The organism is Nocardia sp. NPDC004123 (assembly GCF_053603795.1).
This window is the reverse complement of sequence record NZ_JBSGGG010000003.1, coordinates 335300-352734: the sequence shown is the minus strand read 5'-3', so window position 1 is coordinate 352734 and position 17435 is coordinate 335300. Positions and strand designations below refer to the sequence as shown.

The 17435-nt window shown below is 65.1% G+C and carries 12 protein-coding genes; 4 read left to right on the top strand and 8 right to left on the bottom strand.

Features of this window, described 5'->3' with window-relative positions:
• Positions 1–175 precede the first annotated feature (175 nt).
• Positions 176–1636 carry an MFS transporter gene (locus tag ACWEQQ_RS05925; RefSeq protein WP_452347364.1) on the bottom strand — a complete coding sequence of 487 codons (1461 nt, stop codon included), beginning with the start codon at positions 1634–1636 and terminating at the stop codon, positions 176–178.
• 257 nt (positions 1637–1893) lie between these two features.
• Here ACWEQQ_RS05925 and ACWEQQ_RS05920 point away from each other — a divergent pair, with 257 nt between their 5' ends.
• The 4 genes from ACWEQQ_RS05920 to ACWEQQ_RS05905 all read left to right on the top strand — a co-directional run bounded on the left by ACWEQQ_RS05920 (position 1894) and on the right by ACWEQQ_RS05905 (position 7173).
• On the top strand, positions 1894–2727 hold the full coding sequence (locus ACWEQQ_RS05920) for an alpha/beta hydrolase (protein WP_452347363.1): 834 nt from the start codon (positions 1894–1896) through the stop codon (positions 2725–2727).
• A gap of 104 nt (positions 2728–2831) precedes the next feature.
• A complete protein-coding gene (locus ACWEQQ_RS05915) occupies positions 2832–3638 on the top strand; it encodes an SDR family NAD(P)-dependent oxidoreductase (RefSeq protein ID WP_452347362.1) in 807 nt (268 codons plus the stop codon).
• Positions 3639–3775: 137 nt separating this feature from the next.
• Positions 3776–5851, top strand: a complete 2076-nt coding sequence (locus ACWEQQ_RS05910; protein ID WP_452347361.1) for a sensor histidine kinase — start codon at positions 3776–3778, stop codon at positions 5849–5851.
• Positions 5852–6417: 566 nt separating this feature from the next.
• On the top strand, positions 6418–7173 hold the full coding sequence (locus tag ACWEQQ_RS05905; protein WP_452346158.1) for an IclR family transcriptional regulator: 756 nt from the start codon (positions 6418–6420) through the stop codon (positions 7171–7173).
• Between the two features lie 345 nt (positions 7174–7518).
• Here the strand turns inward: ACWEQQ_RS05905 and ACWEQQ_RS05900 are convergent, their stop codons facing one another.
• The 7 genes from ACWEQQ_RS05900 to ACWEQQ_RS05870 all read right to left on the bottom strand — a co-directional run bounded on the left by ACWEQQ_RS05900 (position 7519) and on the right by ACWEQQ_RS05870 (position 17335).
• The gene (locus ACWEQQ_RS05900) at positions 7519–9591 is read right to left on the bottom strand and encodes an alpha-L-rhamnosidase-related protein (RefSeq protein ID WP_452347360.1); all 2073 of its coding nucleotides are present in this window, start codon (positions 9589–9591) and stop codon (positions 7519–7521) included.
• 17 nt (positions 9592–9608) lie between these two features.
• Entirely contained in the window at positions 9609–10754 is a 1146-nt protein-coding gene (locus ACWEQQ_RS05895; protein ID WP_452347359.1) for an endo-1,4-beta-xylanase, read from the bottom strand.
• Positions 10755–11274: 520 nt separating this feature from the next.
• Positions 11275–12117, bottom strand: coding sequence for a hypothetical protein (locus ACWEQQ_RS05890; RefSeq protein WP_452347358.1), 843 nt, complete (start codon positions 12115–12117; stop codon positions 11275–11277).
• Complete coding sequence (locus ACWEQQ_RS05885; RefSeq protein ID WP_452347357.1) at positions 12089–12835, bottom strand: hypothetical protein; 747 nt, start codon at positions 12833–12835, stop codon at positions 12089–12091. The genes ACWEQQ_RS05890 and ACWEQQ_RS05885 overlap by 29 nt, the downstream gene beginning before the upstream one ends.
• Before the next feature lie 630 nt (positions 12836–13465).
• Complete coding sequence (istB, locus tag ACWEQQ_RS05880) at positions 13466–14257, bottom strand: IS21-like element helper ATPase IstB (protein WP_452347356.1); 792 nt, start codon at positions 14255–14257, stop codon at positions 13466–13468.
• Positions 14254–15747, bottom strand: a complete 1494-nt coding sequence (gene istA / locus ACWEQQ_RS05875; RefSeq protein ID WP_452347355.1) for an IS21 family transposase — start codon at positions 15745–15747, stop codon at positions 14254–14256. Before istA ends, istB begins: the two co-directional genes overlap by 4 nt.
• 610 nt (positions 15748–16357) lie before the next feature.
• Positions 16358–17335: a LacI family DNA-binding transcriptional regulator gene (locus ACWEQQ_RS05870; RefSeq protein ID WP_452347354.1), complete on the bottom strand. Its 978-nt coding sequence runs from the start codon at positions 17333–17335 to the stop codon at positions 16358–16360.
• Between the last annotated feature and the right edge of the window lie 100 nt (positions 17336–17435).

The following is a 17435-nucleotide window of genomic DNA, read 5'->3' as shown; positions in this document are numbered from 1 at the left end:
TTGACGCGGGCGATCCGCGAGGCGTCGGCCGAGACGATCCCTGCCGCTATGACGGCGATGCTGTCCGGTTCAGGTGCGGCACCGGCCGCCCGGCAGCCGAAGGCCCCGAGCGACGCGGCCAGCACAGCTGCCGTGATGCCCAGGGCCATTGTGAGTTTCGAGCTGAGTCCGAAATTCACGAAATCGCGGCCTCGCCAACCTCGGCCTCGGAGAGGCGCTTGATCCGCGGAATGAGGGGGGTCAGCACGAGCGCGACGATGGCGAACCCGACCACAAGGTAGTAGGCCTGTTTGAAGCCGGTGTCACGGTAGAACTGGGTGCCCTGCATGACCATGCCGCCGTGCGTCATCATCACGTACACGAGCTGGGTGACCACGGTGGTGACGATTCCCTGGAGCATCGCCTGCATGCCGTTGGCGAGCGCCTGCTCGTGTGCCCGCACCGCTTCGATGACCATGATCGGAACAAGGGCGGCGATGATGCCGATGCCGAGACCCGCGATGATCCCGGTGACCGCCAATTGTTTGGGCGTGTAATGGTAGTGCGCCATCATCGCGTAGCCGCCCGCGGTGAACACCGCGCTGGCAACCAGCAGCAGTCTGGTATCGACCTTGCGGGCAAGGATCCCGGTCCCCACCGCGGTCAGCAGGAGGAGCACGCTGGCCGGGGCACCGATGAGGGCGAGTTTGGTCGCGCTGTAGCCGAGCCCGTCGGAGATCGTCGGAATCGGGGGCATCAGCGCGAGCAGCTGGCTGATGGTGCCCGCGGTAAGAGCGGTGCCGGCCAGCAGAGCGGTGACGGAGAGGACCGTCCAGACTTCCCGGCGCGCGAGCAGACCGAGCTGAAACATCGGCTCCGGCACAACGGCTTCCACGCCGAGGAACGCGATCAGAGCGATCACACCGCCGACGATGAACGCCAGCGTGGACATGGCGGTCCAGCCCCACGCCGATCCCTTGCCGACCCCATAGATGATCGCGGTGAGGCCACTGCCAAGCAGGACACCACCCAGCCAGTCGAAGGACCGGTTCTCGTTACGTACCGGACTTTCGGGCACGAACAGCACCAGCAGTGCCAAGCTGACCGCCGTCGCGATAACCAGGAACCACAGCACACCGCGGAACCCGTGGTGATCGATTAGCCAGCCCGACAGGAACGGACCACCGAGGGCCACCAGCCCCACGGCACCGCCGATCGCACCGCTCGCGGGCCCGACCAGGTTGCGCGGGAACACATCTCGCGCCAAGGCGTACACCAGCGCGGCGATCGCCATGTAGAAGCCGCTGATGCCCTTACCGATCAACAGAACGGTGAAACTTGGGGCCACCGCAGCGATCAGATCTCCGACCAGGCCGATGGCGGTGACGATAATCATGACCCGCCGCTTGCCGAACAGGTCGGCCGCCTTGATCACAAACGGGGTGACGAAGGTGCCGACGAGTGCGGCGCTCAGGTTGAACCAGGCGATCTGCGTGGTCTGGAAGTGAATGGCGATCTGCGCCTGCGCGTTTCCGGCGAGCAGGCCGATCATGGACAGCAGCTGGGCCGGCCAGATCAGGGAGATGAGCAGCAGGGCATAACGAGCGCCGATACCGGCGCCACTACTGTCCTGTCGCTCCGTTGCGGTAGTGGTCACGGACTTGCCTTTCGATGAATCGTGCTCGGGCGGCCGCTCGCGGACACCCGGCTGCCTGCCGTGGCCCTGAGGAATGTGTGCGTTCCTGGCCGCGGCAGTCCGGCGGAACGGGGTCCGTACAACGCGAACTGCCAGCCGGTGCACGGATACTAGCTCGTGCTAGTCTCCTTGAATAGGGCTTACGCGAAATCCGCCGGATCGGGATCGATCGGGCGAAGCCGTGATGATTCAGTGCCGAACAAAGGAGCGCGAGCCGCGTGAAGATCCATGATGTCGTCCCGCCCGATGCCCCATATGGCGTGCGCCTGCGGGTGTACGAGCCGGAGACCACCGACCCGGGGCCAGCCCTGCTGTGGATGCACGGCGGAGCATTCATCGGCGGTTCCATCGACATGCCCGAGGGTGACGCCGTATGCAAGGCATTGACCAATCGCGGAATCCGCTGCGTGAGTGTCGATTATCGTCTGGCACCTGGATACGCGCCGCGGCGATCACCACGCGAGGACGACGTGCGCTTCCCCTTGCCGCTCGACGATTGTGAGCTGGGTTGGCGCTACCTGGTCGCCAACGCCGAGCAACTCGGCGCTCGAGGCCTCTACGTCGGCGGCGCGAGTGCGGGAGGCGTGCTGGCCGCCTCACTGTGCCTGCGCCAGCGCGGTGGAACAGCCACGCCTTCGGGCGCGGTACTCGCGTATCCGGGACTGCACCCGGAAATACCTCCGTTCAGCCCCGAATTGCGGCATGCACTGCGTGGCTGGCGTCGCATCGGCACGTTCACCCGATCCATGAAACGCTGGATCGCCCACAACTACGTGGGCCGCGACCACCTGGAACGCCTGCCGCAGGCGTTTCCCGGCGGGGCCGACCTCACAGATTTTCCGCCGACACTGATCGTCAACTCCGAGCGAGACACGCTGAGAGCCTCCGGTGAATTGTTCGCCGACGAATTGCGCGCCCATGATCGGCCAGTGCAGGCACTCTACGAGCCCGGCACTCGTCACGGTCATCTCAACAGTCCCGACAAGGACACGTTCGACCGCTCCATCGACACCATCACCGAATGGCTGCGGAAACCCACCGAAACGTCATAACGCTTCCGCTCAGCGGAATCCCGTCCTGAATCGACGCGCTCCCCGGTCATGCTCACGAGAGCACCCGCACAACTCGAACCAACAAGCAAAGGAGCTTCACGCCCATGTCAGTTCTACAGCGCTACGCCGACCGCCGAGTGCTCGTCACCGGAGCGGGATCGGGTATCGGCCAAGCGACCGTCCTGCGGATTCTCGAGGAAGGCGGCCGCGTCGTAGCCGCGGACATCAGCGAGACCGGGCTGAAGGACACCGCCGACAAGGCCGGCGCCCACGCCGACCGGCTGTCTCCCATCGTGATCGACATCGCCGCCGAGGAGTCCGTCAAATCCGCTGTGGCCGAAGCAGTCCAGGTCCTCGGCGGTCTCGACACGCTGGTGAACGCCGCGGGTATCCTGCGGTCGGCGAATTTCGAGCAGACCACCCTGGCCGATTTCGAGCAAGTGATCCGAATCAACCTGATCGGTACCTTCCTCGTCATTCGCGAGTCGATTCCCGCACTACGCACGGGCAACGGCCCGGCCGTGGTCAACTTCAGCTCCACCTCCGCCGCGTTCGCGCATCCGTACATGTCCGCCTACGCGGCGTCCAAGGGCGGCATCCAGGCCATGACCCACGCCCTGGCCATGGAGTTCAGCAAAGCCGGCATCCGGTTCAATTCCGTTCAGCCCGGCTCCATCTCGTCCGGCATGACCGACGGCACCGGCGAGGCCAAGCAGAGCGTCGGACCCGGCCTGCCAGCCGACACCGACTTCAGTCTCTTCGGCAAGACCGCCCCGATGTTGCCTCTGGACAACGGCGCGATCTTCGCCAAGCCCGACGCGGTGGCCGCAGTCGTGGCCATGCTCGGGTCGCCCGACGCGTACTTCGTCACCGGCACGGAGGTCCGCGTCGACGGCGGCTCGCACATGTGATCCGACCGAGTGGGTCGAGACTCGATTGAGCCCGGCGGCCATCAAAGGCAGCCGGGCTCATCAACGTCGGAATCCTCCTTTCCGCCCAATGGAAATCCGCCCATCGCAACGATTTCCGCGAACCTAGCGTGTTGCGCGTGTTCAGCGTCCGGAAACCCACCCTCGGAGTGCGTGCTCGCATTCTGGCCATCGCGCTCGTCCCGAGCGTCACCATGCTCGTCACCGGAATCGCCGTTGCGGGGTACTTCGTGGATGCCGGGAGGCATGCCCGTGATTGGGCAGCACAATTGCACGAGGGCACGACGCCGACCGTCGCAATGGTCGATTCGTTCGAACACGAACGGCTGCAGACCTTCGAACTGCTGACCGGCAACAGCGCGGCCGTCACCGCGCTCGCGGCCACCAGAACCCGCGTCGACAACGCACTGCGCTCCCTGGTCCCGGTCGGAAGCGCCATGTCCGCACTAGATCCCGACGCGACCGGTCACACGGTCGCGACCGTCAACAAGCTGCTGGCGCAACTGCCGGACATTCGCGCCAAAGTCGATTCCAGCGAGTTGTCGACAGCGGACGCGTACGCGTACTACAACCAGACCATCGACGCCGTGGGAGCCGGCTCGATCATTGCCGCGGAGGTCGCTCCCGATGCCGCCACCTCGATCGCACTCGCCGACGCCGCGAGCTTGTTCCGCGCCATCGAGGCCATGTCTCGTGCGCATGCACTCGCCGTCGTCGCGCTGAATGCCGGGGGGCTGACTCAGGACGAGTTGACGGCCTACAACCACGAGATCGGCTACTTCCGCACGGCGCTCGCCGAGTCGGCGGCGCACCTCGCCCCGGCCGAGCAGGCTAGATTGACGGCACTGACCTCCACACCAGCCTGGCAGCAATCCGTTTCCATGGAGGAAACGATCAGCGCCCGAGGGGTACAACATCCCGACAGAGCGAGCGCGCTACCGATCACAGCCTCGTCCTGGCAGACCGCCAGCGGTGAGGTGGCCACGGGGCTGCTCGAATTGTGGAGAGCCCAAAACGATTCAGCCCAGCAAGCCGCCACCGACGCCGGCGAACGAATCGCGACCGGCTCGTTGCTCGGCGGCGCGGCGGCGCTGCTGCTGGCTCTGACCGCGGCCGCCGCGGCCGTGGTGCTGGCCAATCGGTTCATCGTCCGACTGACTCGTCTGCGTCGCGAAACGCTGGTCCTCGCCGATGAGCGCCTGCCTGAGATCGTCACGGGTCTCCGCGACGGGACCCTTGTCGATTTCGACGCGAGCACTCTCCGACTCGACCACGGTGACGACGAGATCGGCGAGGTGGCAAAGGCTTTCAATCAGGCACAACAGGCGGCGGTTGCGGCCGCGATCGCGGAGGCGCGCACCCGCACCGGAATCAACGCTGTCTTCCTCAATATCGCCCACCGGAGCCAGGTGGTCGCACATCGCCAACTCGAACTTCTCGACCGCGCCGAACACGACGCCGAGGACCCCAGCCATCTCGACACCTTGTTCCAGCTCGATCACCTCGCCACTCGTGCCCGTCGGCACGCGGAGAACCTCATCATCCTCGGCGGCGGGAAGCCGGGGCGCCAATGGCGGACCCCTGTTCCGCTTATCGACGTCGTCCGCGGTGCGGTCGCGGAAACGCTGGAGTACACCAGGATTCGCGCCGCCCGACTACCGACTGTCCGCGTCGCGGGCACCGTGGTGGCCGACCTCATCCACCTGCTGGCCGAGCTGATGGACAATGCCACCGCGTTCTCCCCGCCACAGACTCACGTCGATGTCACCGGCCGCGCGGTGGGCCGCGGCGTCGCCCTCGAGACCACCGACCACGGCCTCGGCATGACTGCCGACGAGCTTGCCGATCGAAACGAACTTCTGCGCAACGCACCGGATTTCAGCTTCGCCGACCGCAGCGACGGACTCCGCCTGGGCATGTTCGCCATCGCGAAACTCGCATCACGCCACGATATTTCGGTACGCCTGGGCGAATCGGATTTCAGCGGGATCCGCGCGGTCGTCCTGATCCCCGCCGCCCTGCTGACCGAAGACCCACGAGCAGCTCATGATCCGTTCCCCACTAGCTGGTCGGTGCCCGTGATCGAACCCCTCCCGAAACCCCTCGACAGCGTGGCAGATTCCGGCACGGACATCCCGCCATTCACGAATCCGACGCGCCCCGCACTCCCTCGCCGCCACCAGCGCGACACCTGAGTCGTTGTCCGGCCGGATCGAACTTCGGTCCTCGCATTCAGGTGCCACCGTGTCGAGGATCGCGCCGACCATAACGCCGAAATCCACCTCGGCCGAAGCCATTCCAGCGGATGTAGTGCCGTCGTCATGTTCACTTCGCGTGTTCCGCCCAATGGAATGGCCGCCTCGGCGGCTCAGTCGTCGATGCTAGAACTGTGTCCGGAGTAACCGGTATCCGTACCCCTTCGGGTGTCCGGAGCGGCCCGTTCCCCAACCTCACACGCATGGACGGGCCGCCTCTCCGCATCCGGGCCGAATCGGCCGGTAACTGGCGACTGGTCGATCGGACCGGCCGTCGCGCCCATTGCGCACCGCGCCGGATGTTAGAACCGGGGCAGGTTCCGCCGGCTACGTGGACGCGGAACCCGCTTCGATCTCCCATTGGCCGGAATCGTCCAGCGGCCGAGGAGGTTTCACCGCCTAGCGTCGAGCCGTAACTCGGATCGACGATCGAAGGTGGTGGCATGCCCCCAGTAAGCGGTGTACACAGGCACGCTCTGGCCGATCAGAAGGAGTCGCCTCCTTCGATGCTCGACCGATTCACGCTCATCATGGACCTGTTCGAGCGGCCGGACACCATTCACACCCGCGAGCAGGTCACCCAGCTGACGGGCCTGCCACGGTCGACGACCTACCGGATCCTGGAGCACCTGACGAGGCTCAACTGGCTCGAGCGCGCCGGTCGGGGATTCCGGCTCGGGTATCGGTCCCTGGGCATCGGTGGACGCGAGCTCGGCCACAACGCCCTGCGCGCTGCCGCTGCGCCAGTGCTGCACAATCTTGCGACCCACACGAAATTGGTCGTACACCTGACCGTCCTGAATGGCACCAGTGTCCACTACCTGGACAAGGTCGGCGGTCCGAACGCCGCCCGCGTGCCGTCTCGGGTCGGCGGGCGGGCGCCCGCGCATTGCACCGCGGCCGGCAAGGCCATGCTGTCCCGCTTGAGTCCGGAGTACATCGATCTCGCGTACTCGTCCGGTGTCATGCGCTGCACCTCGAAGAGCGTCGGAAGCCTCGCCGAGCTGCATCGGGAACTCGTCCACAACCGGAACACCGACTCTCCCGCCTACGAATTCGGCGAATACATCTCGGCGCTCGGCTGCGTGGCGGCCTCGTTCCACCCCACGACGGGGCCGCTCGGCGCGATCTCGGTCGCCGCCACCGAGCAGACAGTCCTGCATCGCGTCGCACCACTGGTCCAGCGCGCGGCCCGGGCTATCTCCGACGCGATGCTCCGAGCCGAAGCGCACTCCGCCGAAGCACTTGGAGAGGTCCGATGACGGACAGTTCGGCCGGATCGCCCGGGCATCGATGGCATGCGTCGGCGCAAGCGCTCCACTCTCGACCACGTAGCCGAATGGCATACGCCAGACGAAAAGCTGAATCACCTGTGCCCGAACTCCTTCCGGAGGGGACACAGGCGATGACCGAGCGTAGAGCCGATTAGCCCTGGCTACCGCTGCCCGAGCCGCTTCCGTGGCGACTGGTCGAGCCGAACCCTATGGCGAGCTTCGAGAACCGGGAATTCGCGTCCGATGCGCGGTGTCGAATTCCAGGATTCAGGTCGCGGCGCCTCGGGGTTCTGTGGCGCACCGGACGCGAGACCGGTGCGCCACAAGCTGGGTTCATCCCGCAACGATTGTGTGCGTGCCCGCGCCAATATCGGCGATCTCGGGCACGGCGCGATCTTGCGCCTTCGATGTGTGCGCGGCCTTTCCGTCCACCTGGATAGGAGTGGCACCGAGCCCGGGAAGAGCGACAATGCCGGAGGTCCCGGCTGGCACCGTGATCTCCACGGTGAAGCGAGCCCCCTCGTGCTTCCACTGAATCTTGATGGGGCCGTGGGGCGTTGGGACCTCGCCTCGGGCCCACTCCACATCCCCGGTGTGCGGTTCGATACGCCAGGTCGAGAAGCCGGATCCGATAGGCCGGACACCGAGTACATAGTTGGTCAGGGCCGATGTCGGTCCGGAGGACCATCCGTGTGCCAGGCTGACCCCGCCTCCACCGACGGTGCCGTCGGCTTGCAGGTTCTCCCAGACCGCACCGGTGTACCCAGGCCCAGGCGTCACCATTTGGCCCCATTCAGTTCGTATCAGCGACAATGCATCCGATGCATTGCCGACCGCGAATCTGGCCTGTGCTTCGAATCCGCCCACGAACGGGCTGATTATCGCCCCGTAGCCCGAATCAGGCGAAAATGCCAGTGCGCCATGGCTTGTCCACAGCTTGCTGCGCAGAGCCTGGAGTACGCCGTCGACCTTGTCATCGGGTGCAACGCCGAAGAGCAACGCGATCGCGTTGGCGTCCTGGGCGATTGAGCCGCGTTTGGTGTCACTGATGTCGTAGACGCCAGTGCTCGCGTTGAACAGGTGCGTGTTGATGGAGTCATGCAGTTGAGCGGCCTGTTGCCGATATCCCGAAGCGTCACTGGCGTGTCCGGTCGATTCCGCAAGAAACGCGGCGTCCAGCAGCGCTTTGTAGTAGATCGCGTTGAACTCCGTGACCGCTCCGGTCTTGGACCCATCGGTGGGATCCCAGTCATGGCCCACCTGATCTGGCAGCGTGAGCAATCCCGTCGAGGAGTCAACGAGAGATTTGTTGAACTCCAGTTCTTTCTGCACCACCGCGTATTGGTCGGAGGCGAATTCGTTGTCACCGGTGTACCGAAGGTAGGTGGCCAGGCACAGTACGTAGTACATCGAGTAGGACACCGAGTAGAAACTCGTGTATCCCGTCGGCGTGGCAAAACCGGGCACCGCGCCGACGACCGAGGGCGGTGCGGCGGCCGCATCTGTCGAGTCCTGGGTCTTGGCCGCGGCCGCCGGCTGGGCCGACGGTTGCGTGGTGATCTGGTTGTTGCCGAACATCGCCAGTGTCTGCTTGATGTAGTCGGCCCCGTTGCGTCCCAGCGAAACCGCGACCGTCGGTGCGGTCTGAGCCAGGTCGCCCAGCCACAGCAACCGGTCGCGTTTGGCGCCGTCGAGGAGCACCGGTTGCGGACCCGCGTCCGGCGCGCCCACCGGGAGCATGCTGAGCTGGGCGGTGTAGGCGCCCGCGTACCAAATCTTGTTGAGCTGCTCGTCACTGGACAAGAACCAGCCCTGGTATGCGTCCTTGTCGGCCCGGAATCCGGTAGACCGGATCCCGACCGCTCGCAATGTGACGCTTCCCGGCGTGGTCAGCCTCAGACACTCGTAACGTTCACCGCCCTGCACAGTGTTGTTGTCGATCATCCCTTTCCCGGCGACCTGATAGTTGTCGACCCGCTTCGGGTCGACGCCCGGCCGGGGGAAGAAGGTGGTCGACTGCTCGTCGCCATCGGGGCCGATGAACTGCTGCCCCTCGCTGTAGGACGCACTGAGTGTCGGTGTACCGGTTGCGGCGCTGACATCGAAGTAGGGCACTCCGGCTACGTCGATCCCGTAGTCGAGTACGACCACCGGGTCCGGCCCGTCCGCCGACTTGGTCAATGTGACGTCACCGCCACGAATCAGACCTTGACCATTCTTCACATCACCGCTTGTGGAGACTATCGCCTGCGGCGTGACCTTGTCCGACTGTGATCCTTCGACATAGCGGTGCCAATCTGCGGGATCGGCCGAAGCGCTCGGTGTCGTACCGGTCACCAGCGCCACACTGACAGCCACGGCCGCGGCAACGCTCACACCGCCGAAGTGGCTGGAACGTGAAACCATCTGCATTCCAACCCTGTTCAGCGATCGTGGTGATCGGCGAGGGCATCCTTCACCGCATCCAAGGCAGGTTTGGGCTGGTAGTTCTCGTCGTACATGTCCGGTGTTCCGAAGCCGGGGATTCCGGACATCAAGGGCTGCTTGTCGCTGAATCCCCAAACGGTGATTCCGACGCAGCGCCGTACCTGCAGGCATGCGAAGACAGAGTTCGTGTAGTCCTTGCCCTGTTGCACCAGATCCTGCTGCGACGGAGGCTGATTCAGGCTGTCGTCGAGCTCGGTGACAGCCACGTCGAGATCGAGGTCGGTGAAGCGCTCGAAGTTCGAGGCTTGCCCGTCCGGCTCGAACACGCTCTCGAGGAAGTGGCTTTCGAAGCCGATTCCATCGAGCGGAACACCCTGCGCCTTCAATGATTTCGCGAGGTCGTACATGGCATCCGACTTCGGTCCGGGACCCTCGATGCCGTACTCGTTGATGTAGAGCTTCGCGTGCGGGTCAGCCTCGTGCGCCCATCGAATCGCGTCGGCGACGTACTCCGGCCCGAGCGTCTTGTAGTAGATGTTGTCCCGCCAGCTTCCGTCCTGGATGTTGAACGGCTCGTTGATCACATCCCACGCGTAAATCTTGCCGCGGTACCGGCCCACTTCGGTCATGATGTGCTGTTTGAGCACGTCCTTGAGTTGATCCGCAGTCCAGGTTCCGTTGGTCACCCAATCCGGCTGCGTCTCCCACCACAGGAGATTGTGTCCACGGATGCGTTGGTGGTGCGCTTCGGCGAATTCGACGACCTTGTCCGCGGGACCCCAGTTGTACTGGCCCTGGACCGGTTCGACATTCGCCCATTTCATTTCATTCGCCGGGGTGACCGCGCCGAATTGATCGCCGGCCAGACGGCTGTATGGGGCATCACCAGCGAGTGCCTCAGCGACCACCGCCGTCCCGAAGTACTTGTCATAACGTTGCGCGAGCTGCTGGAGTGTGTCGTTTCGATGCGGAGACGGACTCGGCCGATCGGCCGTAGCGCCGGGTGTCGGCACGACGGACGTAGGGTCTGCGTGCACGGTAGAACTACCAACCAAGAGAATTGCGGCCCCGGCGATACCTGCGAAAATCACTGATGCGCGATGCGCATATGACTGCCGATCATTGCTGACTGAAAATACCATGGAAAACCTCATCATTGAGTGCTGGCGACAGAAAACACACGCGAAATAGTCCTTGTCCGTATGTGACACGGGACACTACATCGATCACGCCGCCCTCAAATCGCATTTTTCCACCGGACGGGATGCCCGATACGGCCGTCGCCGTGCGGCGTCCACACGCACTTGAAAAGGGCTGGTGCCCGAGACTTGCGGGCGGATTCAAGATCGACAGGAAGAGCGCGACATGCCGTGCAAGTGCCGATCAGAGACGTGAGAGTCGCTGCGCGGCAAGCGGTTCGGCCATGCCGCCAATGCAATAGACCTCTGATCCAACGGTCAGACCCCGAATATGGCGGATGCCCTCGCGGTCAACTGAAAACTTGAAGGAAGCAAATGCCGTGGTACCACGCCGAGATTCACACGTTTGAATCTCGGAACGGACCCGGATCGAAGGCCATTGCTCAGCCTGCACGGCATGCCGAATCGCCTGTGCCCAACTCCTTCCGGAGGGGCACAGGCGATAGCCGACCTGAAGGACGAGCTATCCACCGCTTCCGCTGCTCGATCCGCTTCCACTGCCACTGCCACTGCCAGAGCCCGATCCGAGGGCGAGCTTCGGGAAGCGGAAGTTCGAATCCGGCACCCCGGCGCCGTTCAGCCCCTGGTTGGCGTAATCACTCTCTCCGGGCTGCGCCATCAGAGTCTGCAGGTATTTCACGCCGACCGTGAGGAACGTTCCGCCCGTGAGCACGATCGTTCCCAGCACACCACCGGCCGCAGCGAACGCGCCGACGATCGGCAACCCGGCTACCAGACAGCCGATGGTCAGCACCGCACAGGACGCGACGGCCACCACGAGACCGACGATCGCCCCAACTGCCGAACCACCGATCGGACCGAACATGGCCGCCTGACCGAGCTTGCCGCCCAAATCGTTTGCTGCCATTTGGTTTTCCAGTGGCGACGCAACGGGCTGCCGCGTGGCGGCCACGACGTCGGGGACCAGCCGCACGGAACGCCCATCGGGCGAGATCTGCCCGTCGATGCGATGCGTCTGCCCGGCAAGCTCGAACCGCAGCGGGATCGATCCCACCACTCGCCCGCTGAGGTCACGAGCGCTGATCGACGCCCCGTCCGCGTCGAGAGCGAAGACACCATTGTCGAGCACAGTAACAACCGAGTCGTCGTACAACGTGGTGTGATGCTGCACCGGGCTCGCGTCGGCGGAAACAACCGCGGGATCCGGGTCGCCCGGCGCGGCAGTTGCGACACCGGCCGAAACCGTGACGGCTGCTGCCGCGATCATCGCGGTGGCGGTCCATCTGCGAATGCTCATGGAATCAGCTGCTTTCCAGTCAGGATGCCGGTGCGGGTTGCGGATCATTGTTCTTGAACGCTGGAATCTGGCTGGCGTAGATGCTGGTTCCATCGGGGGCGTTCAGCGTGTTCACGTAGTTCATCACCGCCGGAATCACACTCGCACCGCCGACGTCCAGGCCGATGATGCCGCCGACACCCGCGAGCATGGCCATAGTGGGTAGCGCGGTGACGATGCAGGCAAGGCTCAGCACCAGGCAGGACGCGCCCGCCATCACGAAGCCGACGCCCAGCCCGAGCACGGTGCCGATGATGGTGCCGATCAGACTCCCGATACTGAGGCCGATACCGGCGGCATTGATGAGATCGTTCATGGCCAGCTGGTTCTCGAGCGGTGACGCCACCTCATGCACAGCGGGTCGAGCCACCAGCCCCGCGGTGTCCGGAGTCAACCGCAGAGTGCCGCCATCGGCGGAGATCTCGTGCGCGATCCCCCGCTGCTGACCGTCGAAAGTGAAGGTCAACGGCAGAGCCCGCAGAGCACGGCCACCACTGTCGCGAACCGTGACGCCATCGCCATCGGCAGTAAACACCGCGCCGTCGTCGAGCGTGGCTACGACCGACGCCCCGTCCAACCGAGCGGCGTAGTGCACACCGGTCTGGGCCGGTACGGAGCTCGGGGCCGAGTCCGCCACCGCCGCCGGCGCGGTCGCCACCGTCACCGCACCACCGGCGACCAGCGCGGCCGACAACACCGCCGCCACGGTCGTTCTACGTACGTTCATGTTCTCCCTCATCTGCGAAGGTCTTGCGGAAACTCGCACAACTAACTCGTGCTAGTGATGCAGGCTACATCGTGCTAGTCGAGACGCCAAGCCATTGCCGAAAGTGACCCGCCACTCAGCGGAAGCCGACTTCGGCGTGATGCGGCGCTCACAGGCCCAATCCGCGGGCCAACACTGGCCAGGACGATTTCGGTAGGTCGTTCCAATAGGCCCAGGAATGCGTGCCGTAAGGGCGGATGTTCGCGGTCGCCGGATACCCAGCTTCGCGAGCCTGGCCGATAGGTCAAGCGCGCATTGGCCGACAGCCGATTCGATGATTCCGCCAAACACCATTTGATTCCGCCAACTGGAGCGACTCTTGGCCGAGCATGCACGGGTCACCGGAGACCCAGTGCGGACCGGGTAATCCGACGCCGCTGGGCAAGTACAATTCGAGCCCGCGCAGCGCCTCCGCGTGCAAGTGGCCGTGCTGGTTATATTCGACGTCGATCATCGGTCAACTGTGACGTCGCGCCGCACGGTCGAGATCTGTTGTCAATGGCCATATGGAAGTCGCCGCTGGTGGCCGGGTGAGGTATCCACTGGTGGCCAGGAAAAGTCCCCACCCCCTTGCTGGGGTGGGTGGTTAGTTCAGGGTTGTTCACCTCGCTTGGTTCGGTTTCTCGTGCGGTAGGAGTCGCCGTCGGTGATGACGACGGTGGCGTGGTGCAGCAGTCGGTCGAGGATGCTGGCGGCGGTGGTGTGTTCGGGCAGGAACCGGCCCCATTGCTCGAACGGCCAGTGCGAAGCGACTGCCAGGGAGTGGCGTTCGTAGGCGGCCGCGACCAGGCGGAACAGCAGTTGGGTGCCGGTGTCGTCCAAGGGTGCGAACCCGATTTCGTCGAGGATGAGCAGGTCCGCGCGTAGCAGGGTGTCGATGACTTTGCCGACGGTGTTGTCGGCCAGGCCGCGGTAGAGGGTGTCGATCAGGTCGGCGGCGGTGAAATACCGGACCTTGTGCCCGGCGGTGACCGCGGCATGCCCGAGTCCGATCAGGGTGTGGCTCTTCCCGGTGCCCGGCGGGCCGATCAATGCCAGATTCTGTTGCGCGCGAACCCATTCCAAACTCGACAGGTAGTCGAATGTTGCTTGCGGGATCGAGGAGGCCGCGACGTCGAAGCTGTCGAGGGTCTTGGTGATAGGGAACGCGGCGGCCTTGAGCCGGTTGCGGGCGTTGGAGGCATCGCGGGCGGCCAGTTCGGTATCGAGCAGGGTGCGCAGCACCTCTTCCGGGGTCCAACGCTGGGTCTTGGCGACGGCGAGGACTTCAGGGGCGGTGCGGCGGATGGCAGCCAGTTTCAACCGGCGTAGCCCGGCATCGAGATCGGCCGCCAGTTCCGGGATCGGTTTGGGTGCAGCTGTTTTCGATCGAGTGGTGGTCATGCTCCGCTCCCGTCGCGGGAGATTTTGTAAGCGACGAGCGACCGGGTGGGCGCGGTGGGCAGGTCCAGCACCAGTGCGTCTCCGGCCGGGCGGGGCTGCGGGGTTCCGGTGCCGGCGGCCAGGATGGAGCGGACGTCGGCGGCGCGGAACCGTTTGAACGCCACCGCCCGTCGCAGTGCCGCGATCAGGGCCTGCTCGCCGTGCGCCGCGGCGAGAGCGAGCAGGATCTCCAACTCGGCAGCCAGGCGGCTGTTGCCCTGGGCCGCCGCGCCGACTAGGAATGCTTCGGCGTCTTCGCCGAGAGCGCAGAACTGTTGCTCGACAGTGGTTTTCGGGCGTGGACCACGATTCGGTGCGGGACGGGGCCCGTCGTAATGGGCATCGAGAATCGATGCCTCGCCGGGGGCGACCAACTCGTGTTCGGCCACGATCACCCCGGTCGCGGGTTCGAGCACCAGCAACGCGCCGTGATCGACAACGATCTGGACTGCTTCGCCGATCAGGCGGGTGGGCACCGAATAGCGGGCCGACCCATAGCGAACACAGGACAGTCGATCGACCTTGCGGTTCTCCGTTGCCGCGCCGATCTCCATTCGCAGAGACGGCAATGGCGTCAACAACTCTCGCTCGGTTTCCAGGCGCTGGTTGGGGACCGCGCAGATCTCCGAATGCGCCAGCGAATTCACCTCCGCGCACCAGGTTTTCGCCGCCGCGTTGGCCTCGCGCAGCCCGAGGGTTCGGCTGGTCATGGCAGCTTCAGTGAGCAACGGGACCGCCAGGTCGCGTTGGGCATACCCGCAGAGGTTCTCCACGATGCCTTTCGACTGCGGGTCGGCGGCGCGGCAGAAGTCCGGGACGAAGCCGTAATGTGTTGCGAACCTGATGTATTCGGGGGTCGGGACCACGACATCTGCGACCACCCCGGCCTTCAGACAGCCCATCCGGTCGGCCAGCACCTTGGCCGGGACCCCGCCGATCGCGGCCAGGGCCTCGGCGATCATCGCCAGCGTCGTGGACTGTTTCTGGTCGGCGGCGAAGGCGGCGAAGCGCCACCGTGAGAACGCGAGCACCGCGCAGAACACCTGCAATCCCGGCGCGGCCTCGGCCCAATCGATCACCAAATACTCACCCGGCGACCACACCGCCGGACGCCGACCGCGATGATTATCCCTGCGCCACAACGCTTTCTGCTCGGCCACCAAGCGCCGGAAGTTCCGCGGCGACCCCTCGTAACCGGCGGCGCGCGCGATCGGCATCAGCCGTTTGGCCGAGATCCGGCCCTTCGACTTCGCGACCCGCTCACCGACCAGCTCGGCGACAAGGTCGAAATTCCGCGGCCTCGCCGCCGGTGCTGCGCCGCCGGCTGCGGCCCGCTCGACGACTCGTTTCACCGTTTTGTGGGTGGTGCCGCACAACTCGGCCGCACCTCGATACGTTCCGACCTCTCGATAGGCGGAAATGATGTCCATTCGCTCCCTCGCAGACTTCAATGGAACTCCCTGGGCGGTGATGTGACAGTTGGCGCTATCACCGTCACCGCCCAGGCCACGAGTTCCGGGCTGACACGACGAGCAAGGGGAAATGGGGACTTCTACCTGGCCGCCAGCGGGGACCTACCGCTGGCCACCAGCGGGGACTTTGTCATGGCCACGGACATCTGTTGGCATCGGCGAAAACTGACGTCACCGATTGGCGTATCCCACCGCATCGGCGCGCCTACCGAGCGCACTCTTACTAGCCGCATAGTGCGCGGTTCGAACGGCCACGGCCGGATGTCAATCAGTGCCACGACGTCAGATTTCACCTATGCGGAGTCTCGACCGTCGCGGGCGCCGTCAAGATCACCGATCAACAGCGTCACGATTGATCGTCATGAGGGACATGAAGCCCGAGGATCGTCCGGCGATCCTGGAGGCCCTTGCTCTCCTGTTTCGGCGGCGTAAGTGACTGTGGCCCGTCAACTGTGAGCACGCGAAGCTGCGCCGAGCGCCCCCGACTGGCCGCTCGGCCAACCGCACGGTAGCGCGTCTCACTAGCTCGTACTAGTGCTCCTACGGACTTCACTCACGTGGGAACGAATACCGAATGGAGAAGCCGTGATCAGGCGGACTCGCGCCGCACCACGGTGAACTCCGGGGAGACCGGATCCGGAGGGACAGGCAGGTGCCCCGCCGCATGCAGGGCGAGCTCCGCGACCTGCCGACCGAGGGCTACCGCATCCATCCGGACGCTGGACAGGGACGGCACGAAAGTGTCCGCGAGCCTGGTGTCGTCGTGACCGATCACCGCGAGCGGCGCGGGGACGCCGATGCCAGCGCGAACCGCGGCACCGACCACCACCGCCGCGCTGATGTCGTTGTAGGCCACTACACCCGTGACACCGGCGTCCCGCCAGTTCCGCACCGCTTGATCGGCCGAGCCGTCGGCTTGTTCGACCGCGGCCACGTCGAGAGGCCCGAGTCCCAGCGCAGCCGCTTCCGCTTGGGCGGCTGCGATTCGGGCTTGGGCCAGATCGCCGAGGCGCTCATCCCGAGGTGCGGCGAACGCCAGCCGGCGATGGCCGCGAGAATACAGGTACCGAACCTGTACTCGAGTGCCCGCGGTCGCTGACTCCGAATCTCCCAGCGCCCCGGTCAGAATCTGGCCGACTCCGCTGGCATGCAGCGAATCCAGTTGAGCGGGACCGAAATTCGCCAAACCGATGACGACGTCCGGGGCCAGCGACTCCCAGAGGGGACGAGCCTTGTTGTCGCCGGTCCGGCGGGTGTCGGTCACCAGCGAATAGCCGGCCTCGTCGAGGACCGTGGCGAGCTCGTCGAGGAATTCGCCCATGGCCGATTCCCTCGGCCAGTCCGGTAGGACCAACAGGATCAGATGACTCCGACCGCGGCGCAGCGCTTGCGCGGCGCGATTGGGCCGGTAGCCGAGCCGGTCGGCCTCGGCCAGCACTCGCTTGCGCGTCTTCTCCGAAATCGTCTGCCCGGGAGTGTTGTTCAGCACGAAGCCCACCGTCGCCCGGGACAGCCCGAGCGAGCGGGCGACATCGGACGCGGTGACCCGCTGTTTCGCCGGCGGCACCGACATTCACCTCCCGAAAACGCATTGGCCAGCCAAACTTACGCTAGCACGTGCGAGGTACTGCGAGAGGGAAGCGCTCGCAGTACCTCGCACCCCTGCC